Annotated in this window: 1 protein-coding gene; it reads left to right on the top strand. The window is 72.7% G+C overall.

The genetic code is table 11. The features are described from left to right. Positions 1-1903: 1903 nt before the first annotated feature. Positions 1904-2614 (top strand): hypothetical protein, encoded by a 711-nt coding sequence (locus FJ251_15310; protein MBM4119070.1) that lies wholly within the window; start codon positions 1904-1906, stop codon positions 2612-2614. The last annotated feature ends 51 nt before the right edge of the window (positions 2615-2665 follow it).

The raw sequence follows: 2665 nt of genomic DNA, 5'->3' as shown, positions 1-2665 counted from the left end.
GGGGCAGCCTCGGCGAGGGGCTGCGCCGCTGGCGTCTCGCCCGCAAGGACGGCGCGGCGAGTGCCGAGTGGGTGCTTCGCTGGGAAGGCGAGCTCTTCCAGGACGTGAGCGGCACCGTCTTCAGTCGCGAGCGCGTGGGCGCGGAGATCCGAGCGACGGTGGGCGAGACGGGCATCTACCTGGCGGGCGGCGCGGCCTGGTATCCCCTGGTCGGCGACGGCACGAGCGCGCACCGGGTGACGGCCGTCGTACCGGCGGGCTGGAGCAGCCTCGCGATGGGGCGCTGCCTGCGCGACTTCAGCGTCGCCGGCCGGCGCGAAACCACCTGGGACGCGCCCTTCCTCAGCGAGGGCCTCGATCTGGTGGCCAATCGCTTCCGCGTCGACGCGCTGAAGCACGGCGACACCCTGATCGAGACCTACTTCTTCCCCGAGGACTCGAGCCTCGCCGCCGGCTACCTCGAGGCCTGCGTCGGCTACCTCGACCTCTACGAGTCCTTCCTCGGGCCCTATCCCTTCGCCAAGTTCGCCGTCGTCGAGAACTTCTTCCCGACCGGCTACGGCATGCCGTCCTGGACGCTGCTCGGCCAGCAGGTGCTCAGGCTGCCCTTCATCAAGTCGACCAGTCTCGGCCACGAGATTGCGCACAACTGGTGGGGGAACTCGGTCTTCGTCGGCGAGGGCGGCAACTGGTGCGAGGGGCTGACCAGCTACACGGCCGACTACCTCTACAAGGAGCGGGAGTCGGCCGAGGCCGCTCGCCAGTATCGCCGCTCCACGCTCAAGGACTACACGCACTACACGCGCGACGGCCGCGACTTCCCGCTCAGCGAGTTCGTCAGCCGCCACGACATGGCGACGCGCGCGGTCGGCTACGGCAAGAGCCTGTTCGTCTTCCACATGCTCGAGGAGCGCGTGGGGCGGGAGGCCTTCCGCGCCGCGCTGCGCGCGATCGTCGCCGAGAAGCAGTGGCAGGCCGCGACCTGGGCGGACTTCTTCCGCGCGATCGAGACCGCGGGCAAGCTGGCGCCGGGCGCCCTCGAGGACGAGCGCCGGCAGTGGATCGAGCAGCCCGGCGCGGCGCAGCTGGCGCTCGGCGAGGTTAGCATCGACAAGGACGGGACCGGCTGGCTGCTGCGCGGCGAATTGCTGCAGATGGGCGCACCGATGATCCTCAGCGTGCCGCTGCGCGTGACGACCGCCGCCGGACCGGTCGACTTCAGCGTCCAGACCGCCGTGGCGCGCCTGCCCTTCGAGCGCCGTCTCGCCGCGGCGCCCACCAGCCTGGCCGTCGATCCCGACTGCCACGTCTTCCGGCGCCTCGACGAGGAGGAGATGGAGGCTACGCTCAGCCTCGTGCTCGCCGACGAGGACCCGCTCTTCCTGCTCGAGCCGGGGCTCAGCGCCGAGCTGAGCGGCGCGGCGCGCGAGTTCGCGGCCGCCTTCGTCGAGGGCGAGCCGCGCGTGATGCCGGCCGCGGAGGCACAGGCCGCGCTGGCCGCTGCGCGCACGGTCGTCTGGCTGGGGACCTCGCCGCCGCCGGCGGCGATCGGCGAGCCGGCGTCCGGGCTGCAGCGCACGCCCTTCTTCACGGTCTTCCAGGGCCAGCGCTTCGAGCCGGGCAAGCACGCGCTCGTCTATGCCGGCAAGCGCGGCGCGGGCGGCGGCTACCTGGCCGTGCTCGCCGACAGCCCCGGCGAGTTGCGGGCCATCGCGAGCAAGGTGCCGCACTACGGCAAGTACAGCTATCTGGCCTTCGTCGGGGGCCAGAACCAGCTCAAGGGCAACTGGGAGCCGGCCGCAGGGCCGCTGCGGCGCCAGCTCGCCGCGGGCAACTAGGCTCGAGTTCGCGTCCTGTGGAGCCGGGGCTGGACCCGAGCCCCGCGGAGCGCGATAATCATCCCATGCCCGCACTCGCGCATGCCATGGCCGCGAGCCTGCTGCTAGCGGCCTTCGCCTGTCGCCCCGCTGCGCCGCCGGCGCTGGATCCGGAGCAGCTCAGCCTGCTGCGGCTCGAGTACCTCGAGCGCGCCGAGCGCCTGCCCGCCCTGCGTTTCGACTGCGTGAATCTGCCGGTGGACGAGCACTTCGGCAGCTTCAGCCCCCTGCGCTGGGAGCTGCGGGCGCCTGGGCTGCCGCTGCAGGAGACCCTGCGCCCGCTTCCCTACGCGGAGCTTGGGCCCCGCCTGCGCGAGAGCCTCGCGCGCACGCTGCAGGACTTCGGCTTCGAGACGGGCGCGGGCTCGCGGCGGACGGCCCTGCGGCTACTGGTGAGCGTCGAGCGGCTCGTCCTGCAGACCGCGGCGGACGGCAGCGACCGCCGTGGCTGCGAGCTGCAGCTGCTGCTGCGCATCGCCGAGGAGCACAGCGGTCTCGAGCTGCAGCGCTACCGCTGCCGTGGCCACAGCGCGCTGCCGGGCTCCTGGCTCGCGCTGCGCGAGGGCCACGCGCAGTGGTCGCCCGATCCTGCCGAACCCGATCCGCTGAGCGCCGCGGCCGCGCTCGCCGCGCAGGACTTCCTCGTCGAGAGCCTGGAGTTCTGGCGGCAGCCCGAGACCTGGGAGCGCGGGGCCGTCAACCTGACCGCGCTCCCGGTTGCGCCGCGATCGCGCTGAGGAGTCCGCTGAGCGCGAGCCCCGGGAAGATGGGGCGCAGCCCGAGTGGAT

It is taken from the genome of bacterium (genome assembly GCA_016873475.1).
Taxonomy (GTDB): domain Bacteria; phylum Krumholzibacteriota; class Krumholzibacteriia; order JACNKJ01; family JACNKJ01; genus VGXI01.
The sequence above is the reverse complement of the archived record's forward strand: the minus strand, read 5'-3'. Positions and strand labels throughout refer to the sequence as shown.

Coding starts and splice junctions, on each gene's coding strand:
- FJ251_15310 (MBM4119070.1), top strand. CDS start 1,904: ATGCCCGCACTCGCGCATGCCATGGCCGCGAGCCTGCTGCTAGCGGCC.